The organism is Nocardioides sp. InS609-2 (assembly GCF_023208195.1).
Lineage (GTDB): Bacteria > Actinomycetota > Actinomycetes > Propionibacteriales > Nocardioidaceae > Nocardioides.
In genome coordinates, this window is record NZ_CP060034.1 from 1,013,797 (window position 1) to 1,031,654 (window position 17,858).

General features: G+C 70.4%; 21 protein-coding genes. 6 read left to right on the plus strand and 15 right to left on the minus strand.

The window, feature by feature from the left end; all coding sequences use genetic code 11:
* Positions 1 to 294: 294 nt before the first annotated feature.
* Positions 295 to 594: a DUF3467 domain-containing protein gene (locus tag H4Q84_RS05325; RefSeq protein ID WP_248582368.1), complete on the plus strand. Its 300-nt coding sequence runs from the start codon at positions 295 to 297 to the stop codon at positions 592 to 594.
* Positions 591 to 1,658 (plus strand): methyltransferase domain-containing protein, encoded by a 1,068-nt coding sequence (locus H4Q84_RS05330; RefSeq protein ID WP_248582369.1) that lies wholly within the window; start codon positions 591 to 593, stop codon positions 1,656 to 1,658. The genes H4Q84_RS05325 and H4Q84_RS05330 overlap by 4 nt, the downstream gene beginning before the upstream one ends.
* On the opposite strand, the gene H4Q84_RS05335 is transcribed toward H4Q84_RS05330, so the two are convergent.
* Entirely contained in the window at positions 1,647 to 2,888 is a 1,242-nt protein-coding gene (locus H4Q84_RS05335; protein WP_248582370.1) for an MFS transporter, read from the minus strand. The two genes, H4Q84_RS05330 and H4Q84_RS05335, sit on opposite strands and share 12 nt — an antisense overlap.
* Positions 2,889 to 2,999: 111 nt before the next feature.
* Here H4Q84_RS05335 and H4Q84_RS05340 point away from each other — a divergent pair, with 111 nt between their 5' ends.
* Positions 3,000 to 3,431, plus strand: a complete 432-nt coding sequence (locus H4Q84_RS05340; protein ID WP_248582371.1) for a hypothetical protein — start codon at positions 3,000 to 3,002, stop codon at positions 3,429 to 3,431.
* Positions 3,432 to 3,497: 66 nt separating this feature from the next.
* Here H4Q84_RS05340 and H4Q84_RS05345 read toward each other — a convergent pair whose 3' ends face one another.
* The 11 genes from H4Q84_RS05345 to H4Q84_RS05395 form a co-directional block, all read right to left on the minus strand.
* On the minus strand, positions 3,498 to 3,707 hold the full coding sequence (locus tag H4Q84_RS05345) for a hypothetical protein (RefSeq protein ID WP_248582372.1): 210 nt from the start codon (positions 3,705 to 3,707) through the stop codon (positions 3,498 to 3,500).
* 85 nt (positions 3,708 to 3,792) lie between these two features.
* Positions 3,793 to 4,659: a bifunctional DNA-formamidopyrimidine glycosylase/DNA-(apurinic or apyrimidinic site) lyase gene (mutM, locus tag H4Q84_RS05350; RefSeq protein ID WP_248582373.1), complete on the minus strand. Its 867-nt coding sequence runs from the start codon at positions 4,657 to 4,659 to the stop codon at positions 3,793 to 3,795.
* Positions 4,660 to 4,662: 3 nt separating this feature from the next.
* Positions 4,663 to 5,370, minus strand: a complete 708-nt coding sequence (rnc, locus tag H4Q84_RS05355; protein WP_349238421.1) for a ribonuclease III — start codon at positions 5,368 to 5,370, stop codon at positions 4,663 to 4,665.
* A gap of 13 nt (positions 5,371 to 5,383) precedes the next feature.
* Positions 5,384 to 5,569 carry a 50S ribosomal protein L32 gene (gene rpmF / locus H4Q84_RS05360; protein ID WP_248582375.1) on the minus strand — a complete coding sequence of 62 codons (186 nt, stop codon included), beginning with the start codon at positions 5,567 to 5,569 and terminating at the stop codon, positions 5,384 to 5,386.
* A 64-nt stretch (positions 5,570 to 5,633) separates the two neighbouring features.
* Positions 5,634 to 6,194 (minus strand): DUF177 domain-containing protein, encoded by a 561-nt coding sequence (locus H4Q84_RS05365; RefSeq protein ID WP_248582376.1) that lies wholly within the window; start codon positions 6,192 to 6,194, stop codon positions 5,634 to 5,636.
* A 100-nt stretch (positions 6,195 to 6,294) separates the two neighbouring features.
* Positions 6,295 to 6,795: a pantetheine-phosphate adenylyltransferase gene (coaD, locus tag H4Q84_RS05370; RefSeq protein WP_248583614.1), complete on the minus strand. Its 501-nt coding sequence runs from the start codon at positions 6,793 to 6,795 to the stop codon at positions 6,295 to 6,297.
* A 14-nt stretch (positions 6,796 to 6,809) separates the two neighbouring features.
* Positions 6,810 to 7,385 (minus strand): 16S rRNA (guanine(966)-N(2))-methyltransferase RsmD, encoded by a 576-nt coding sequence (gene rsmD / locus H4Q84_RS05375; protein ID WP_248582377.1) that lies wholly within the window; start codon positions 7,383 to 7,385, stop codon positions 6,810 to 6,812.
* Positions 7,386 to 7,389: 4 nt separating this feature from the next.
* On the minus strand, positions 7,390 to 9,642 hold the full coding sequence (locus H4Q84_RS05380; protein ID WP_248582378.1) for an ATP-dependent DNA helicase RecG: 2,253 nt from the start codon (positions 9,640 to 9,642) through the stop codon (positions 7,390 to 7,392).
* A gap of 6 nt (positions 9,643 to 9,648) precedes the next feature.
* Positions 9,649 to 11,283, minus strand: a complete 1,635-nt coding sequence (locus tag H4Q84_RS05385; protein ID WP_248582379.1) for a DAK2 domain-containing protein — start codon at positions 11,281 to 11,283, stop codon at positions 9,649 to 9,651.
* Positions 11,284 to 11,424: 141 nt separating this feature from the next.
* A complete protein-coding gene (gene rpmB, locus H4Q84_RS05390) occupies positions 11,425 to 11,610 on the minus strand; it encodes a 50S ribosomal protein L28 (RefSeq protein ID WP_056602600.1) in 186 nt (61 codons plus the stop codon).
* Positions 11,611 to 11,735: 125 nt separating this feature from the next.
* The gene (locus H4Q84_RS05395; protein WP_248582380.1) at positions 11,736 to 12,707 is read right to left on the minus strand and encodes a thiamine-phosphate kinase; all 972 of its coding nucleotides are present in this window, start codon (positions 12,705 to 12,707) and stop codon (positions 11,736 to 11,738) included.
* Between the two features lie 126 nt (positions 12,708 to 12,833).
* Between H4Q84_RS05395 and H4Q84_RS05400 the strand changes: the two genes are divergently transcribed.
* Both H4Q84_RS05400 and H4Q84_RS05405 read left to right on the plus strand, forming a co-directional pair.
* Entirely contained in the window at positions 12,834 to 13,070 is a 237-nt protein-coding gene (locus H4Q84_RS05400) for an Lrp/AsnC ligand binding domain-containing protein (RefSeq protein ID WP_248582381.1), read from the plus strand.
* Positions 13,071 to 13,077: 7 nt separating this feature from the next.
* The gene (locus H4Q84_RS05405; RefSeq protein ID WP_248582382.1) at positions 13,078 to 13,599 is read left to right on the plus strand and encodes a DUF3515 domain-containing protein; all 522 of its coding nucleotides are present in this window, start codon (positions 13,078 to 13,080) and stop codon (positions 13,597 to 13,599) included.
* An 82-nt stretch (positions 13,600 to 13,681) separates the two neighbouring features.
* On the opposite strand, the gene H4Q84_RS05410 is transcribed toward H4Q84_RS05405, so the two are convergent.
* Positions 13,682 to 14,803, minus strand: coding sequence for a D-alanine--D-alanine ligase family protein (locus tag H4Q84_RS05410; protein WP_248582383.1), 1,122 nt, complete (start codon positions 14,801 to 14,803; stop codon positions 13,682 to 13,684).
* A gap of 33 nt (positions 14,804 to 14,836) precedes the next feature.
* Here H4Q84_RS05410 and H4Q84_RS05415 point away from each other — a divergent pair, with 33 nt between their 5' ends.
* Entirely contained in the window at positions 14,837 to 15,907 is a 1,071-nt protein-coding gene (locus tag H4Q84_RS05415) for a PLP-dependent transferase (RefSeq protein ID WP_248582384.1), read from the plus strand.
* A 132-nt stretch (positions 15,908 to 16,039) separates the two neighbouring features.
* Here H4Q84_RS05415 and H4Q84_RS05420 read toward each other — a convergent pair whose 3' ends face one another.
* Together H4Q84_RS05420 and H4Q84_RS05425 are read right to left on the minus strand one after the other, a co-directional pair.
* Positions 16,040 to 17,041, minus strand: coding sequence for an NAD(P)H-dependent glycerol-3-phosphate dehydrogenase (locus H4Q84_RS05420; RefSeq protein ID WP_248582385.1), 1,002 nt, complete (start codon positions 17,039 to 17,041; stop codon positions 16,040 to 16,042).
* Positions 17,038 to 17,808, minus strand: coding sequence for a lysophospholipid acyltransferase family protein (locus H4Q84_RS05425; RefSeq protein WP_248582386.1), 771 nt, complete (start codon positions 17,806 to 17,808; stop codon positions 17,038 to 17,040). Before H4Q84_RS05425 ends, H4Q84_RS05420 begins: the two co-directional genes overlap by 4 nt.
* Positions 17,809 to 17,858 lie beyond the last annotated feature (50 nt).

Below are 17,858 nucleotides of genomic sequence, written 5' to 3' on the forward strand. Positions count from 1 at the left end.
GTAGCTCCTCCGGGGGCACGGCTCGTCCACTGAACGCGGCAGTCTCTCAGACATCCGGCGGGGGAAGCTCAGCGCGGCTCAGCCTACTCGGCGGCGACGCGCTCGCGAGCACCGTCGGCGGCGGGTCTCGACACGCTCGCCGGCGCGCGCTACGCGACCAACGAGAGATCGGTGGCCGAGTGCCTCACCCCACCCTTCGGTGGTCGAGTGCCTCGCGAGGAACGAGCGAGGTGTATCGAGACCCCGGTGTATCGAGACCCCGGGTGTATCGAGCCCGCCGGTAGCCTCTGCGCCATGTCCGACGACGACAACGACCAGGCCGCCAACCAGCCTCAGAACTTCCAGATCAACGTCCCCGACGACCAGGTCGGCGGGGTGTGGGCCAACTTCGCGTCCGTGTCGCACAGTCCCTATGAGTTCACCATCGACTTCGCCCGCATGGACTACGCCCATCAGCGCGAGGACGGGAGCCACCAAGGGCAGGTCGTGGCGCGCGTCAACCTGTCGCCGTTGATGGTGACCCAGTTGCTCGAGGCGCTCGAGTCCAACTGGCAGGGGTACGCCGCCCGCTCGATGCCACCCGAGATGCAGTGACCGCAGAGGACGAGGCACGTCGCGCCCGGTTCGCCGAGTTCTTCGACTTCGGCACCGGTCACGGCCTCGAGATCGGGCCGCTGGCCAAGCCGATCGCCGTACGCCCGGCTGCCGACGTCAGCTACGTCGACATCACCGACCGCGCCGGGCTGGTCGCGCACTACCTCGAGGACCCGGGCGTCGACACCGATGCCATCCCCGAGCTCGACTTCTGGCTCACCCAGCCCGACGGCATCGTCACCATCGACGAGGCGTGCACGGGCGGGGCGCCGTTCGACTGGGTCGTGGCCAGCCACGTCGTCGAGCACATTCCCGACGTGATCGCCTGGTTGCAGCAGATCGCCGCCGTCACCACCGACGGCGGCACGCTCGTGCTCGCCATCCCCGATCGCCGCTACAGCTTCGACGTGCACCGCCCGCCCACGACCGTCGGCCAGGCCCTCGAGGCGCATGACCGCGGCGACCGGAGGCCACAGACGCGAGCTGTCTTCGACTACTTCCACCAGGTCGTCACGCTCACCCCGGCCGACGCGTGGGCCGGTCACGTCCCCGGCCCCGAGGCTCGCATCCACACCCTCGACGCGGCCGTCGACTTCACCCGCCGCGCCCGCGAGGGCGACTACGTCGACAGCCACGTATGGCTGTTCACGCCCGCGGAGTTCGTGGCGTTCGTCGACGACCTGGGCCGCCTGGGACTCGTCGACTTCGCCGTGGAGCGGGTCGTCCCCACCCGGCGCGACGAGCTGGAGTACTACGCGCTTCTGACGCGCCTCCCCCGCGGCACCGACACCGCGTCGACCGCCGCCGAGCGCGAGCGGTTGCACGACGAAGCCCTCGACTCGCTCACCGCCGAGGAGCTTCCCGCTGGACCTGACCAGGCACTCAGCGAGGCCACGGCCCGCATCACCCGGCTCGAGCGCCGGCTGGCGAAGACCACTCGCCAGCGCGACCGCGCGCGACGACGCGTCCGGCAGCTCACCGGTCCGACCCGGTGGCGTGCCGGCGTCGTCGTCACCGCGGCGTACGTCCGCGACCGGCTGCGCCGTAGGTCGTCAGGCGGCTGAGACGACCTCGTCGGCGTGCGCGATGTGGTTGAGCTGGCGCCACACCAGCGCGAGCGTCAACCCAGAGCCCACGAACGCGAACCAGAACGGCCCGGTCAGCCCCCAGACGTCGGCGATCACGCCGCCCAGCGCCGTACCCGCGACCATGCCCGCCATCACACACATCAGGTAGACCGAGCCCACCCGCCCCTGGAACTGCGTCGGCACGGCGCGCTGCCGGACCGCATTGGACAGGGTGCCCCAGACGAATGCGTAGGCGCCGAAGACGAACATGGTCACGTAGGCCTGCCAGGCGGTCTGCGCGAGCGCCAGCGAGAGGTGGGTGACGACCTCCAGCAGCAGGCACGCGCGCATCAGCGCCGCGAGCGGCACCCGACGCTCCAGCCAGCCATAGCTCGCGGTCCCCACGATGCCGCCGGCGGCCGCGGCCGTGGTGAGCAGGCCGAAGCCGACCTCCCCCATCTGCAGCCGGTCGAGCGACCACAGCACCAGCACCGACCACGCGGCAGCCCAGGTGATGTTGAACGTGACGATGACGAGCGCGAGGGTGCGGATGGGGCGGTTCGACAGCAGCCAACGGACCCCATCGGCGATATCGCGTCGTACGTGCGTCTCCCCCACGTCGCGCACGGCTCCGGGCGGCGTGGAGATCCGGGAGACGAGCACGACCGCGGTCGCCGCGCAGACGACCTGCACGAGGAACGGCAGCACCATGCCGGCCGCGAACAGGAACGCGCCGACGGGAGGCCCGACGAGCTGGTTGGCGGTCAGGAAGCCGGCCTGGAGGCGGACGTTCGCGATGCCCAGGTCGGCCCTGTCGACCAGCATCGGCGTGAGCGTGCTGCTCGTGGTGTCGGCGAAGACCTCCGCGGTTCCGTAGAGGAAGACCGCCACCAGCACGATGGCGATGTTGACCGCGCCCGTGGCGATCACGAAGCACAGCCCCACCAGCAGTACGGCGCGTAGCGCGTCGGCCACGATGACGACCCTGCGCCGGTCGAGCCGGTCTGCCAGCGCCCCGGCGTACAGACCGAACAGCAGCCAGGGCAGTCGCTGCAACAAGACGGCGGCCGCCACCAGCACCGGCGAGCGCGTCTGGGACGCGACCAGCAGCGGTGCGGCCGCCATGGCGATGCCGTCGCCGATGTTGGAGACCCACGAACTCGCCACCAGCCACCGGAAGCCGATGCCCAGCCGACCCGGAAGAAGGACTTCGACGATTCGGCTCACAAGTCGCGGACGTTACCGGCCACACTGATCGGCCGCACGCGGTTTCCCCCGACGACTGAATGGGTAGGAGCCACCGGCGCACACGCGCCACCCGACCCGAGGGGGAAACTCATGTTCCGCACACTGCTCGTCTCAGCAGTCACCACACTCGCCCTGGCGGCGCCCGTCGCCGCCGCCGACGCGGCGCCCGCCGAGGCCCAGGCACAGGCCCAGCAGGCCGCGAGGATCACCGGCACGTGGACCGGCAAGTTCGACGTCACCGGGAGCAACAACCAGGACTCCGGCGTCATTCTCAAGATCAAGAAGAGGGGCAACAAGTACAAGGGCACCGTCACCCACAAGGGGTTCTGCGCCGGCACCCTGAAGTTCAAGGGCAAGTCCGGTGGCTACTTCAAGTTCACCGAGATGCTCACCAAGTCGCTGCAGCCGGGTCTCGTCTGCACCCCGACCGTCGAGCTCAAGGTCAAGCGCAAGGGCAACAAGCTCAAGGGCGTGTGGTCCAACAACGGCCAGAACGCCACCGGCACGATGACCCGCGGCTGACCCGCGAAGTCATCCAGACAACCCCGTCGACCACCATGTCGGCGGGGTTTCTGCGTCTCCGGTGGGTCAGGCGTGCAGCATGCGCTCGAGCGCGTCACCCTCGCGCTCGAGGATGGCTGCCGCCTGGGCGGCGGTGAGCCGGTCGTTCTCCTGCTGCAGCCGCACGACGAGCGTCTCGAGCTCGGTGACGCGCCGGCGCAGGTGGTGGTTCTGGGCGGAGAGACGAGCGGTGGACCGCGGGTCGCTGTTCAGGTGACCGATCAGCGCCTTGGCCATGGGCGAACCTTTCGGGGGGCGGTGGACGACCCGTGCTGGGGCCATCTTCAAGAGTCCCACCGTGCCCCCAACGGGTCAATCCCAGTCAGGAGGCGGTCGCCGTACGGCGTCGGCGCGGCACCGGCTGGCACACCGGACAGAAGTACGACGACCGGTTCATGAAGGCGATCCGGCGGATCGGGGCGCCGCACCGCTCGCACGGCTCGCCCTCGCGTCCGTAGGCGTGCAGCGAGCGGTCGAAGTAGCCCGACTCGCCATTGACGTTGACGTACAGCGCGTCGAAGGAGGTGCCGCCCACCTCGAGCGCGGCCGACATCACGGCCCGGGCATGGCCCAGCACGTCGGTCATCTGGGCGCGGGTCAGCCGGTCCCCCGGCCGGTCGCCGTGCACGCGTGCGCGCCACAGGGCCTCGTCGGCGTAGATGTTGCCGACCCCGGAGATCAGCGTCTGGTCGAGCAGCTGGCGCTTGATACCCGACGTCCGCCGCCGAGCCCGGGCGACGAACGCGTCGTCGTCGAACTCCGGGTCGAGGGGGTCGCGGGCGATGTGGGCGATCTCCGTCGGCAGCTCGGCGCCGCCGGTCGAGACGAACAGCCCGCCGAACATCCGCTGGTCGACGAACCTCAGCTCCCGGTTGGCGGCGTCGAGCGCGAAGCGGACCCGGAGGTGCTTCTCGTCGGGCTGGCCGACCGGCTGCACGAGCATCTGCCCGCTCATGCCGAGATGGCCGAGCAGCGCGTCGCCGTTGTCGAGCGCGAGCCAGAAGTACTTGCCGCGGCGCCGGGCCGCCTCGACGCGGTGACCGGTCAGTGCCGCAGCGAAACCGTCGGCACCACGCGGGTCACGGCGTACCGGGCGGGGGTGCAGGACGTCGACGTGCGTGATCGTCGTCCCGACGACGTGGCGCTCGAGGCCGACGCGGACCACCTCGACCTCGGGCAGCTCGGGCACGGCTCAGTCGGAGGGAGCGGCGACGGCGGTCAAGGCGTCCTGGATCGCGCCGTACGCCGTCTCGGCAGCGGCCTGCTCGGCTTCCTTCTTGGAGCGGCCCTCGCCGTGGCCGTAGAGCTGGTGGCCGACCTTCACCTGCGCGGTGAACGTCTTCATGTGGTCGGGACCTGCGTCCGCGATGACGTACTCGGGCACGCCCAGCCCGCGCACGGCGGAGAGCTCCTGGAGGGACGTCTTCCAGTCGAGGCCGGCGCCCATGGCCGCGGCGGCCTGCATCAGCGGGTCGAAGAGCAGGTGTACGACGGGGCCCGAGGCCTCGAACCCGCCGGAGAGGTGAATCGCGCCGATGACCGCCTCGACGGTGTCGGACAGGATCGAGGCCTTGTCGCGACCACCCGTCGACTCCTCGCCTCGGCCGAGCTTGATGTGCTGGCCCAGCTCGAGGTCGCGAGCCACACCGGCGAGTGCCCGGGCGTTGACGACGGCGGCCCGCAGCTTCGCGAGCCGGCCCTCGTTGAGGTCGGGGTGGGTCGTGTAGAGCGCTTCCGTGACGATCACCCCGAGCACCGAGTCGCCGAGGAACTCGAGCCGCTCGTTGGTCGGCAGCCCGCCGTTCTCGTAGGCGTAGGAGCGGTGTGTCAGGGCGCGGTCGAGTAGCTCGGCGTCCAGCGTGGGATCACCGAGCGCGGTGCGCAGAACCGCGGTGGTCAGCTCGTCGCCCGGTTCAGAGAACCTGGCGACGGTCGGCGCGCGCGCCGTACTGACCACAGGTGCCACACGCACGGTGCGGCAGGTGCTTGGCACCACAGGCGGGGTTCGCGCAGGTCACGAGGGAGGGCGCAACGGCCTTCCACGCCGACCGACGGTGGCGCGTGTTGCTCCGCGACATCTTCCGCTTCGGGACAGCCACTGTTATCTCCTCATACGGGCCGGATCGCTCCGGCCATCGTTTTCGTCTGGCCTGGTTCGGCCGGTCAGTCCTTGGGGTGATCCGGCTGGAGGGCTTGCAGGCCCACCCAGCGTGGATCGATCGCTGCCTCGTGGCTGTGGTCAGGATCCTCGGCGAGCCGCGCACCACACTCGATGCACAGACCCGGACAGTCGTCCTGGCACAACGGCTGGAACGGCAGTGCAAGCACCACCGCATCCCGCAGCAACGGCTCGAGGTCGAGCAGGTCGTCCTCGAGCTTTCTGGTCTCGTCGTCGAGGTCCTCGTCGGAGGCGTCGTGCCGGATGTCGTCGTAGACGTACAGCTCCTGGAGATCGGCGACGATGTCCTCGTCGATGGGCTCCAGGCACCGCACGCACTCGCCGACGAGCGCGGCTTGCGCCGTACCCGTGACCAACACGCCCTCCATGACCGCCTCGAGGCGCAGGTCGAGTTCGACCGGCGATCCCTCGGCGACACGAAGCACTTCGATGCCGAGTTCTGACGGAGCCGGAACGGTGACGACCACCTGACGCTGGGACCCCGGGCGGCGACCGAGCTCGCGTGTATCGAGCACGAGCGGCGCTCTCGGGTCCAGGCTGTTCAAAAGGTCAACTCCAGTCCGGCACGACAGAACCTAGGAATCGTAACGGTCTGCGGTCAGCGTGAGCAAAACGGACGGTCCGTGACGACGCCTGAACGGCGTCTCACTCGTCACTCTGCTCCCGCGCGCGCTCGGCCAGCCGCTCGGTCAGCCGCGTGTGCACGAAGGCCGGGACGAGCCCGGCCACGTCGCCACCGAAGGCCGCGACCTCCTTCACCAGCGACGACGCCAGGAAGGAGTACTCCGGGCTGGTCGGCACGAACACCGTCTCGATCGGCGCCAGGCTGGAGTTCATCTGGGCCATCTGCAGCTCGTAGTCGAAGTCACTGACCGCGCGCAGCCCCTTCACGATCGCGACGATCTCGTGCTCCCGGCAGAAGTCGGTCAGCAGGCCGCTGAAGCCGTCGACGCGCACGTTGGGGATGTCCTGGCAGGCCGTCGTTAGCATCTCGATGCGCTCGGTGGCGCTGAAGAGGCGGTTCTTGGAGGCGTTGACGCCGACCGCGACGACGACTTCGTCGAACAGGGAGGCCGCGCGCTCGACGATGTCGAGGTGACCGTTGGTGACCGGGTCGAACGAACCGGGACACACGACGCGTCGCACACCTGCGGGCACGGCTACTCCTCGGGGTTGGGGGCGGCGCGACCGTACCAAAGCATCGTCTCGCCGTACTTCTTCTCCCGCTCCCCGACCAGACCCTCCGGCCAGGTGATCGGCTCGCCCCGCGAGGACCGCTCGACCACGACTATCGCCCCCGGCACCAGCCACTGCTGGGCGACCATCGCCACGAGGTCGGCGTCGACCCGGCTGGCCTCGAGTGGGTACGGCGGGTCGAGGAACGCCACGTCGTACGGCGCGGTGGGCACCTTGGCCAGTGCGGTCGTCACCGACGAGGCCAGCACGTGGGCGCGCGCGAAGTCGAGCTCGCGGGCGTTGTCGGAGATCAGCGCCGCGGTGCGACGGTCCTGCTCGACGAGCGTCACGACGCCGGCCCCGCGGGACCACGCCTCGAGGCCGACGGCCCCGGATCCGGCGTACAGGTCCAAGAAGCGCAGCCCCGACAAGGAGCCACACCACGACTCGATAGCCGAGAACAAGGCCTCCCGCACCCGGTCGCTCGTCGGCCTGGTCGCCACTCCCCTGGGTGTGTGCAGGCGTCGTCCGCCGGCGGTTCCCCCGATGATCCGCGTCATGCCGCTATGACTTCTCCATGAACTCAGACTCGCGTGTCTGCTCCATCTCGTCTACCGCGCGGGCAAGACCGGGTGCCAAGGAGAGCTCGGGACTCTCCGATAGGAGCTCCTCGGCTGCCTCTTTCGCCCGGACGATCGTCTTCTCGTCGCGGAGCACTCGCAGGCTCACGAGACTCGACCGGAAGCCGCTCTGGTTGCGGCCGAGCACGTCACCTTCACGACGCTGCTCGAGGTCGACGCGGCTGAGCTCGAAGCCGTCGGTCGTCGCCGCGACCGCGTCGAGCCGGATCCGCGCGTCGGTCTCGGCGTCGGCCCGGGTGACCAGGAGACAGAGCCCGGGATGTCCGCCACGGCCAACGCGGCCGCGCAGCTGGTGGAGCTGCGAGACGCCGAAGCGGTCGGCGTCCATCAGCACCATGGCCGTGGCGTTGGCGACGTCGACGCCGACCTCGATCACGGTGGTGGAGACGAGTACGTCGATGTCGCCGGCCGCGAAGGCCCGCATCGCGGCGTCCTTCTCGTCGGGGGGCAGCCGGCCGTGGAGCATCTGCACCCGCAGCCCGGCGAGCGGGCCGGCGGACAGCTCCTCGACGAGGTCGGTCACGGCAGCGAGCGCCTGGCGGGGCGCCACCGGGCTGCCGTCGTCGTCGAGGTCGAGCTGGTCGGTCTCGCCCTGCTCGGGCTCGTCACCACTGATGCGCGGGCAGACGACGTAGGCCTGGTGCCCCTTGTCGACCTCTTCGCGGACCCTGGTCCAGACCCGGTCGATCCAGCGCGGTTGGTCGACCAGCGGAACGACGTTGGTCTGGATCGGGGCGCGCCCGGCCGGCAGCTCGGTGAGCACGGACGTCTCGAGGTCGCCGAAGACGGTCATCGCCACCGTGCGCGGGATGGGGGTGGCGGTCATGACGAGCACGTGCGGCGGGGTGCCGGCCTTGTCGGTGAGGGCAGAGCGCTGCTCGACGCCGAAGCGGTGCTGCTCGTCGACCACCACCAGGCCGAGGTCGGCGAAGGTGACGCGCTCCTCGAGGAGGGCGTGGGTGCCCAGGGCGATGCCGGCCTCGCCACTGGCCATCGCCAGCATCGCCTCCTGGCGCTGGGCCTTGGTCATCGATCCGGTGAGCAGGGCCACCCGAGTGGCCTCGGGAGCGCCGCCGAGCATTCCGCCCGCCGCGAGGTCACCCAGCAGCGCGCTGATGCTGCGGTGGTGCTGCTGGGCGAGCACCTCGGTCGGCGCCAGCAGCACGGCCTGCCCGCCGGAGTCAACGACCCGCAGCATGGCCCGCAATGCGACCAGGGTTTTGCCCGAACCGACCTCGCCCTGCAGGAGTCGGTTCATCGGATGGCTGGCGGCCAGCTCGCTCTCGAGCAGCTCGCCGATCTCACGCTGGCCTCCGGTGAGCGTGAACGGGAGCCGGGCGTCGAACGCCGCCAGCAACCCACCACCGCCGGACCGCGACTGGGCTCCCAGCGCGCGCTGGGCGGCGCGACGCCGCGCCATCACCAGCTGGAGGACGAGTGCCTCCTCGAAGCGGAACCGCTTCTGCGCGGCACCCAGCTGGCCGTGGTCGTCGGGGGCGTGGACCCAGCGCAGCGCCGCCATCACGTCGAGCACGCCGTAGCGCTCGCGCAGCGCCGGCGGGAACACGTCGGGCACGTCGGTGACCAGGTCGAGGGCAAACTGCACCGCCTTCTGGACGTCCCACGAGTAGACGCCGGCCGTCACCGGATAGATCGGCAGCAGTCCCTTGAGGCTGGCCACCAGCCCGTGGTCGGACCCGTCTTCCTCGTCGTCGTCGCTCACCTCGGGTGCACCGAACATCACCGAGTGCGGCGACGCGAGCTGCCAGGAGCCGGCGAAGCGCTGTGCCTTGCCCGTGAACATGCCGCGGCTGCCCGCGGCCATCCGGCGCTGCTCGGTCTCCGCCTGACCCTTCCAGGGCACGAAGAACGACAAGGTGAACGACGGCCCGTTGGTCTCGACGCGCACCTCCACCCGGAAGCTCAGCTTGCGGGTGCGCCGGTTCATGAACGACTTCACCTCACTGCGGGTGACCCGCCCGACGACGCTGAGCAGGTCTCCCTCCTGCGGCTCGGCGACCTCCGAGAGCTCGGTGGTCTTCACGTAGCGCCGCGGGAAGTGCCAGACCAGGTCGCCGACGGTGTCGAGGCCCAGGCCCTTCTGGATTGCGTCACGCTTCTTCGTCGAGCGGCCGAAGACGCTCGCGATCGGCGAGTCGGGGGTGATGGCGACCACGGCGACCTACTCGACCGACACGAGGAGTGGGTAGCGCGCCTGGCCTCCGTCATGGACGACCACGTCGACGTGCGGGTGGCTCGTCTCGACGAACGCCGCGCAGCGCCGGCCCAGGTCGTCGGCGCTGTCGTCGTTGCCGGAGACGATCGTGACGAGCTCGCCGCCACCGCCGAGCAGCAGGTCGAGGATGCCCGTCGCGACGGCGTACAGGTCGTTGCCGACGGCCGCGAAGTCGCCGGCGATGACACCGAGCACGTCGCCCGGCTCGCACGGCCCGGCCATCGTCATGGCCTTGCGGACGGCGACGGTGACGGCGCCGTGGCGGGCGTGCCGGGCGGTGGCGGTCATCTCGAGGACGTCAGCGTCGAGGCTGCGACCGGGCTCGTGCACGGCGGCCGCGGCCAGGCCCTGCACCTGCGCCTGGGTGGGGATCACCACGACCTTCACCTCGCCGGACTCCTCGGCGGTGCGGGCGGCGACCTCGGCGACGCGCACGGAGTCGGCGTCGTTGGGGAGCACGACGACCTCGGCGGCCCCGGACGACTCGATCGCCTCGAGCAGCTGGCCGGACGACGGCCGCTCCCCCGGCCCGCCCAGGACGACGACCGCACCGGCCTCCTCGAACAGCCGCGCCAGCCCGGGTCCTGCGGCGACCGCGACGATGCGACGGCCCGTGCGGGCAGCTGCGCTCGGACGGGACCGGACCTGGTCGGCGAAGTGGGTCACCCGCACCCGGTGGGGCCGACCGGCGTCGATGCCGGCCTCGATCGCGGCGCCGACGTCGTCGACATGGACGTGGACGTTCCACAGGCCCTCGCCGCCAACGACGACCAAGCTGTCGCCGAGCGGCGTTAGCGCGGACTTGAGGACGGGGATCGCCGCGGCCTCGGCATCGAGCAGGAACATGACCTCGTACGACGGCCCGTCGGGCGTCAGCTCGTCGGCTGCGACAGGGGCGGGGATGCGCGGCACGCCTCTGCGGGCGGACGCCGGCGGCGGGCGCCGCCCGGTCAGCACGGTCTCGGCGGCGTCGAGCACGACACTGACACCACGCCCACCGGCGTCGACCACCCCGGCGTCGGCGAGCACCTTGAGCTGGTCGGGCGTGCGGGCCAGGGCTTCGCGCGCAGCAGCAGCCGCCACCGAGAACACGTCGCGGGCACGGGCACCGGGCTCGGCGGCCCTGACCAGCGCGGCATCGCTGGCTGCTCTGGCCACCGTCAGCATGGTGCCCTCGACGGGCGTGCCGACGGCGGCGTAGCTCGCGTCGGTGGCGAGCCGGAGCGCGTCGGCCATCACGACGGCGTTGCGCTCGTCGGGCGTGGCACCGGCCAGTCGCGACGCGATGCCGCCGAGCAGCTGCGACAGGATCACTCCCGAGTTGCCGCGAGCCCCGAGCAGGGCGCCGCGTGAGAACGCCGCGAGCGCCGTAGGGAAGTCGGCTCCGTCGTCGACCGCCGCACGGATCGCGTCACGCGCAGCCGAGACGGTGAGGAACATGTTGGTGCCGGTGTCGCCGTCGGGCACGGGGTAGACGTTGAGGGCGTCGATCTCCTCACGGGCCTCGGCCAGGGTTTCGGTGGCGACGTCGACGAACCTCAGCACCGTGTCGATAGAGATGCCATGGGGCACGGGTTCCATCGGCACCCCTCCTGTCACGGTCCCGCCAGCGGTCGAGTGCCACAGGGTAGTGCCCGGCGCGGACACCGTGCGGCAGGGATCAGGGCAAAGCGAAAGGCCCTGCGAGCAGCTGCTCGCAGGGCCTTTCGGGAAAGCGTGGGGTCAGCGGGAGACCTTGCCGGCCTTGAGGCAGCCGGTGCACACGTTGAGGCGCTTGGGAGTGCCGTTCACCGTGGCGCGCACGCGCTGGATGTTGGGGTTGAAGCGACGCTTCGTAATCTTGCGCGACCACGGGCGGTTGTTGCCGAAGCCGGGCTTCTTGGCGCAGATGTCACAGACGGCAGCCACCGGGTACTCCTGAGGTTCGTTGATTTACTACGTCAGAGGGCTCGCTCCGGCCGAAACGGCCGGCGAGCAACCGAACAAGAGTATCGGACAGCAACGCGATCGATGAAATCGAACGAGAGCAGCGGTCAGAAGTGCACCCAGCCGGTCGGACCATCGTAGGCGGCGCCGTCGACGGTCACCCCCTCGCCCTCGGAGACCTCGCCCACGACCAGCCAGCCGTCGGGCACGTGACCCGCCGGGAACGTCGCCAGCAGGGCGTGGTCGTCACCGCCGCCGAGGATGAACTGGATCGGGTCGGCACCGAGCGCCGAGCCGACCGCGTGCAACGGCTCGGGGATCTCGAACGAATGCCGGGTGATGTCGATGGCGATTCCCGACTCGTCGGCGATGTGGCCGGCGTCGGCGAGCAAACCGTCGGAGATGTCGATCATGGCGCTCGCTCCCGCATCGGCGGCCACGGCGCCCGCGTCGTACGGCGGCTCGGGGCGGCGGTAGGCCTCCACCAGCACACGCGGCGACCGGAAGCCGCGGCCGAGTACGGCGAGGCCAGCGGCCGCCCAGCCCTGACGGCCGAAGAGCGCCACGAGCTCGCCCGGCCGGGCACCGTTGCGGAGCACCGGGCTCTGTGTGCACGCGCCCATCACGGTCACGGCGATGACGACCTGGTCGGCACGGGTGACGTCGCCGCCAACGACGCTGGCGCCGACCAGCGCGCACTCGTCGGCGAAACCGCGTGCGAAGTCGAGGGCCCACTGCACGGGCAGGTCGGCGGGGGCCGCGAGGCCGATGGTCAGTGAGTGCGCCCGGCCACCCATCGCGTTGATGTCGGAGAGGTTCTGCGCGGCGGCCCGGTGGCCGACGTCCTCGGCGCCGGCCCAGTCGCGGCGGAAGTGCCGGCCCTCGACCATCAGGTCGGTGGATACCAGGACGTGGCCGTTGCGGATACGCAGCACGGCGGCATCGTCTCCGGGACCGACAAGCACGTGCTCGCCCTGCGCGAAGAGCCCGGTGAGGGCGCCGATCAGCCCGAACTCGCCGGCATCGGCCAGCGTCGCGTCGGGGGGAAACGGGGACTTCGGGGACGGTGTGGCGGGCATGTCCCCATCCCACCAGATGCCCGGTTCGGAAGAGGTCAGCGGTGCGGCGCGGGACGGCTATCGGCCGGTCCTGGCAGCACGGTAGGTTGACCGACGACAGTTGCACTACGAGACCGAGGAGTCCTGATGGTCGTCCAGGCCTACATCCTGATCCAGACCGACGTCGGCAAGGCCGCCGAGGTAGCAATAGCCATCTCCCAGGTCAAGGGAGTCACGCTCGCCGAGGACGTCACCGGGCCCTACGACGTCATCGTCCGGGCCGAGGCTCGCAACGTCGACGAGCTCGGCAAGCTCGTGGTGTCCAAGGTCCAGAACCTTGACGGCATCACGCGCACCCTGACCTGCCCGGTCGTGCACATCTGACCGCCGCATGACAGTGCCAGCCTTCGCACGCCCCGGATCCCTTCGGTTCCGGGGCGTCGTCGTTTCTGGGCTCCTCGGCCCGGTGCTCGTCGCCGTGCTCACCGGGTGCGCGTCAGACGAGGTCGCCATCGAGTCGCGTGACGTGTCCGCTGCCGACGCCGCGACCTGCCGCGAGCTCCTCGACGACGTGCCGGACACCCTCGCCGGTGAGCTGCGCCGCCCGGTCGACCCCGACGACGCACTCGGCGCGGCCTGGGGCGATCCGGCGCTCGTCCTCGGGTGCGGCACCGAGATGCCTGCGTCCTTCGACGACTTCTCCCAGTGCTCGCTGAACGACGACGTGCAGTGGTACATCCCCGACGTCGGACTCAAGGATCCCTCGGCCGACATCACCATCTGGTCGCTGGGCTACGAGCCGGTGATCTCGGTGCTCGTGCCCGCGACGTACCGGCCGGAGGCGGACGCCGTGATGGGCGACCTGCGTACGGCGATCAATGCTGACCTGGAGCTCGTGCACCCCTGCCTCTGACCCGGGTAGTCCGGGGCAAAATGCACCTCCGGAGCGCGTTCCAGGGCGATTTTGCCCCGGACTACCCAACGGTCGGAGCGACTCAGCGCAGGCCGGTCCCGCGCTGCAACGCCAGCTGGAGCAGCCGGTCGACCAGCGCCGGGTAGTCGAGACCCGACTCGGCCCACATCCGCGGGAACATCGACGTCGGTGTGAACCCCGGCATCGTGTTGAGCTCGTTGACGACCAGCGAGTGGTCGGGCATCACGAAGAAGTCGACCCGGGCCAGGCCCTCGCCCGACACCGCCTCGAACGCGCGTACGGCGAGCGCTCGCATCTGCTCCTCGACCTCGGGCGGGAGGTCGGCAGGTACGTCGAGCTGGGTGTGCTCCTCGGGCAGGTACTTTGCGGCGAAGTCGTAGAACTCGTGGTCGCCACCGATTCGGATCTCGGCCGGTCGGCTCGTGTCGACGCCACCGTCCAGGGCTCCGAGCACGCCGCACTCGATCTCGCGCGCACCCATCGCCGCCACCTCGACCAGCACCTTGGGGTCGTGCCGGAAGGCCTCGTCGAGCGCCGCGTCGATCTCGCCGGCGTGGTGCACCTTGCTGATGCCGATGCTCGATCCACCGCGGGCGGGCTTGGCGAAGGCCGGGAAGCCGAGACCCGCGATCCGCTCGCGACAGCCCGCAGCGTCGGCGCGCCACTCGCGCTCGGTCACGATGACGCCGGGCATCACCGGTAGCCCGGCGGCCTCCAGGATCACCTTCATGTAGGCCTTGTCCATGCTCACCGCGGATGCCAGCACCCCGGCGCCGACGTAACGGACGCCGGCCATCTCGAACATGCCCTGGATCGTGCCGTCCTCGCCCCAGGGCCCGTGCAGCACCGGAAAGACGACGTCGACCTCGCCCAGCGTGCGCGGCGGCGCCGACGGCTCGCTCACGACGATGTCGGTGTGGCCCTCCTCGCGCAGCAGCGCCACACTGGCGAGCTCACCGTTGACCTCGGGCAGCGCATCCGCCGACGTCAGCTGCAGGCGAGACGTGTCCGACGACTCGAGCACCCACCGCCCGTCAGGTGCGATGCCGACCGGTACGACGTCGTACACGTCGCGGTCGATGGCGTCCATGACGCTCCCGGCTGTGACGCACGAGATGGCATGTTCGGACGATCGGCCGCCGAAGACGACGGCTACACGGGTCTTGCGGCTGGGCTCAGTCATCGCCGACCAACCTAGCGGCCTAGGGTCGTGGCCATGCCCGCGGACTCACCCCTCAAGCCCAGCACCGTCGCCGTCACTGCCGGTCGCCCCGCGCACGAGCCGGACGCGCCGTTGAACGTGCCGATCACGATGGCGTCGACGTACGTCGCGGGCGGCGACGTCGAGTACGGCCGCTACGGAAACCCGACCTGGACCGCGCTCGAGGACGTGCTCGGTGAGCTCGAGGGCGGCCGATGCCTGACGTTCGCGTCCGGCCTGGCCGCGGTCGCCACAGTGCTCGACCTCGTCAGCACGGGCGCCAAGGTGGTAGCGCCGCGGCACGCCTACAACGGCACCGTCATGCAGCTCGCCGACCTGGAGTCGCGGGGCCGGCTGAAGGTCGAGCTGGTCGACATCACCGACACCGACGAGGTGGTGCGAGCCTGCGACGACGCGGCGCTCGTATGGCTGGAGTCGCCGACCAACCCGGCGCTCGAGATCGCCGACATCGCGACGATCACGGTCGCCGCGCACGAGGCGGGCGCCTACGTCGTCGTGGACAACACGTTCGCCACTCCCCTGCTGCAGACCCCGCTGGCCGACGGCGTCGACGTAGTCGTGCACTCCGCGACGAAGTACCTCGCCGGGCACAGCGACGTCCTCATGGGCGCGGTGATGACCCGTGACGACGAGCTGTACGCCGTCCTGAAGGGCCGCCGCGACCTGGTCGGGGCGATCCCCGGCGCGTTCGAGGCGTGGCTGACGCTGCGCGGCGTACGGACTCTTCACCTGCGTGTGGAGCGCGCCCAGGAGAACGCCCGCGAGCTCGTCCGGCGGCTCGAGGAGCACCCGGCGGTCGGTGAGGTGCGATACCCCGGCTTCGGCGGCATCGTCGCGATCGTGCTGGCGCAGGGCGCGATGGCCGCCGACCTGCTGACCCACAAGACGAAGCTCTGGGTGCACGCGACCTCGCTGGGCGGTGTCGAGTCGACGTTCGAGCGGCGGCGCCGGTGGAAGACCGAGCCCACCACGATCCCCGACGCGCTGGTGCGGATGTCGGTGGGCATCGAGGACGTCGACGACCTGTGGGCTGACCTCGTGCGTGCCCTCGACGGTCTCGTCTGACCCGCGGCGCTCATCGCCCTGCGCACCTCACCGGGTTCGACTCGCTCGCGCGACTTCGTTCGTCAGTCGCGTCGCTTGCTCTACTTGGCCGGCCGACGGCCCGACCTCGTTCCTCGGTCGGACCTGGCCGGCTCAGTCCGTCTCGGCTTTCGTGTCGCGCGCGATGAAGCTCTCCATCATCTCCGGCGCGGTCAGCAGGCCGGCGACGACGTCGTCGACGTGCTCGGCGATGGGCGCGTCGATACCGGTACGGGCGGCCAGTGCCCGCAGCGACGAGCACGACTTCGCCCCCTCGGCGACCTGGCGCGTGGAGTCGTAGATCTCCTGGGTGGTCATCCCCTCACCGAGCCTCACGCCGAAGGTGCGGTTGCGCGAGAGGGGCGACGAGCAGGTGGCGACCAGGTCGCCGAGACCGGCAAGCCCCATCAGCGTCAGCGGGTTGGCGTTCAGCGCAGTGGCGAGACGAGCCGTTTCGGCCAGCCCTCGCGTAATGACGGACGCAGTCGTGTTGTCGCCGAACCCGAGTCCCACGGCCATGCCGACGGCCAGGCCGACGACGTTCTTGTAGGCGCCGCCGAGCTCGCAGCCGAGCACGTCGACCGACGTGTAGGGCCGGAACGCAGCGGAGTGGCAGAGGGACTGCAGCTGGCGGGCGACCTCCTCGTCCTCGCACGCGACGACGGACGCGGCGGGCTCCCGGCGGGCGATCTCCTTCGACAGGTTGGGCCCGCTGACCACGGCGATGCGGTCGGGCCCGGCGCCGGTCTCCTCGGCGATCACCTGACTCATCCGGTCGAGGGTGCCGAGCTCGACGCCCTTCATCAGTGACACGATCGGCGCGTTCGACGGCAGCGCCGGCGCCCACTCCCTGAGGTTGGCGCGGAACGTCTGGGACGGCACGACCATGAAGACCGCCTCGGCTCCGGCCGCTGCCTCCTCGTGGTCGTGCGTGGCGCGGATCGACGGCGGCAGGTCGATGCCGGGCAGGTAGTCGGCGTTCTGGTGAGTCGCGTTGATGGTGTCGCAGACCTCCTCGCGGCGCCCCCAGATCGTCACGTCGTTGCCGGCGTCGGCCAGGACCATCGAGAAGGCCGTACCCCACGACCCCGCACCGAACACGGCCACCTTCGTCATCGTTGGTCCTTCCGACGTACTCGCTTGTTGGGGTTGCCGATCGCGGTCACGCCGGCAGCTCGGGGGTCGAATCGCTCGGCAGGCGCCTCCTCACCACGGAGCTCCTCGACGATGGCGACGATGGCCGCCATGATCCGGTCGGTCGCCTCCTGTACGACGGCCGGCGTCGCCTCGAGCCTGCGCAGGTCGCCCAGCGGCACCGGGTCGGCTGCCTTCATGGTGATGTGCTTGCGGGGAAAGAAGTGCGGCGCCATCGTGTACGGCGGCAGCAGGAGCTGGGCACCCCACTGACCTACCGGGATCACCGGCACACCGGTGGCCAACGCCAGCCGGGCCGCACCGGACTTCCCGCGCATCGGCCAGAGGTCCGGGTCTCGGGTGAGAGTGCCCTCGGGGTAGACGACGACGCACTCGCCGGCCTCCAGCGCGGCCACCCCGGCGTCGTACGCACCAACGGCGCTCGCCGTGAGCCGTTCGACAGGGATCTGGCCGGCGGATGCGAGAAGACCACCGAGGTAGCGGTTGCGGAAGAGCCCGGACTTGGCCAGGTAGCGCGGCAACCGGCCGTGGTCGTAGACGAAGTGCGCAGACAACAAGGGATCCGTGTGCGAGATGTGGTTGAGCACGACGATGCAGCCACCGGTCGCGGGGATCTTCTCGCCATCGATCCAGGTGCGGGACGTGGCGGTGAGCAACGTCGGCTTGAGGATCGACGCGGCGACTGTGAAGGCCCAACCGCGCTTCTTCTCCAGCTTGCGAACCCGCACCGACGACCTCGTTCTGTTTCGTGTTGTCTGAGTGCAGAGCAGGCTACTCG